The sequence below is a fragment of the Arenimonas sp. genome, assembly GCF_019459675.1.
Taxonomy (GTDB): domain Bacteria; phylum Pseudomonadota; class Gammaproteobacteria; order Xanthomonadales; family Xanthomonadaceae; genus Arenimonas.
Genome location: NZ_JAIBFH010000022.1, coordinates 1 through 1505, shown reverse-complemented (window position 1 = coordinate 1505; position 1505 = coordinate 1). Strand labels below are relative to the sequence as shown.

The following is a 1505-nucleotide window of genomic DNA, read 5'->3' as shown; positions in this document are numbered from 1 at the left end:
GGTCCATTTCCTCGGGCTTGGAGTCGATTTCCATGCGGATGCGCGACGCCGCCTCGTCCATCAGGTCGATGGCCTTGTCGGGCAGCTGGCGGTCGGCGATGTAGCGATGGCTCAGCGTGGCCGCGGCCACGATGGCCGGGTCGGTGATTTCCACGCCGTGGTGCACCGCGTAGCGCTCCTTCAGGCCGCGCAGGATGGCGATGGTGTCTTCCACCGACGGCTCGCCCACGAACACCTTCTGGAACCGGCGCTCCAGCGCGGCGTCCTTTTCCACGTACTTGCGGTACTCGTCCAGCGTGGTGGCGCCGATGCAATGCAGCTCGCCGCGGGCGAGCGCGGGCTTGAGCATGTTGCCGGCGTCCATCGAGCCCTCGGCCTTGCCGGCGCCCACCATGGTGTGCAGCTCGTCGATGAACAGGATCACCTGCCCTTCCTGCTTGGACAGGTCGCTGAGCACGGCCTTGAGCCGCTCCTCGAACTCACCGCGGAACTTGGCGCCGGCGATCAGCGCGCCCATGTCCAGCGACAGCACGCGGCGGTTGCGCAGGCCTTCGGGCACTTCGCCGTTGATGATCCGTTGTGCCAAACCTTCAACAATCGCGGTCTTGCCCACGCCCGGCTCGCCGATCAGCACGGGATTGTTCTTGGTGCGCCGCTGCAGCACCTGGATGGTGCGGCGGATTTCCTCGTCGCGACCGATCACCGGGTCGAGCTTGTTGGCTTCGGCGCGGGCGGTCAGGTCGATGCAGTATTTCTCAAGCGCCTGGCGGTTTTCCTCGGCGTTGGCGTCGGCCACCTTTTCGCCGCCGCGCAGGCTTTCAATGGCCTTCTCCAGGGCCGCCTTGCTGGCGCCGCTGGCCTTGAGCGCCTGGCCCGCCGCACCCTTGTCGTCCAGGCAGGCCAGCACGAACAGTTCGCTGGCGATGAAGTCGTCGCCGCGCTGCTGGGCCAGCTTGTCGCACACGTTCAGGAGCCGGCCCAGGTCGTTGCCCAGGCTGACTTCGCCGGCCTGGCCGGACACCTTGGGCAGCTTGTCCAGCGCCTCGCCCAGGCGCTGGCGCAGCGAGGCGACGTTGACGCCGGCCTGGGCCAGCATGGGCCGGGTGCTGCCGCCCTGCTGGTCCACCAGGGCCACCAGCAGGTGGGCCGGTTCAATCAGGTTGTGGTCGCGGCCCACCGCGAGCGACTGGGCGTCGCCCAGGGCCTGCTGGAAGCGCGAAGTGAGCTTGTCCATCCGCATGGTCGTCCCCTTGAGGATCAGGGCGGCAACACGCCACCCTCATCTTCCTTAACTGGCGGCTGGGGGGATGGGTTTCAAGCGCGCCTACCCCGGCACGGTGACTCAGAGCGCGCCCAGCGCGGCCTTGAATTCGGCGTTGCCCGGATCACCCTTCAGCGCCTTCGAGAACGAGCCGCGCGCGGCGGGCTTGTCGCCGGGCAGGGGCGGCACCAGGCCCACGCGGTAACCGCGGGGGTGGAGCGGGGGGGGCCCGGGGCCCCCCGGC

At 68.9% G+C, this 1505-nt stretch carries 1 protein-coding gene; it reads right to left on the bottom strand.

Annotation, left to right across the window (positions count from 1 at the left end; all coding sequences use genetic code 11):
• Nucleotides 1–1240: Clp protease N-terminal domain-containing protein (locus tag K0M70_RS00815; protein ID WP_290778005.1), on the bottom strand; the 1240-nt coding region annotated here is incomplete at its 3' end.
• Between the last annotated feature and the right edge of the window lie 265 nt (nucleotides 1241–1505).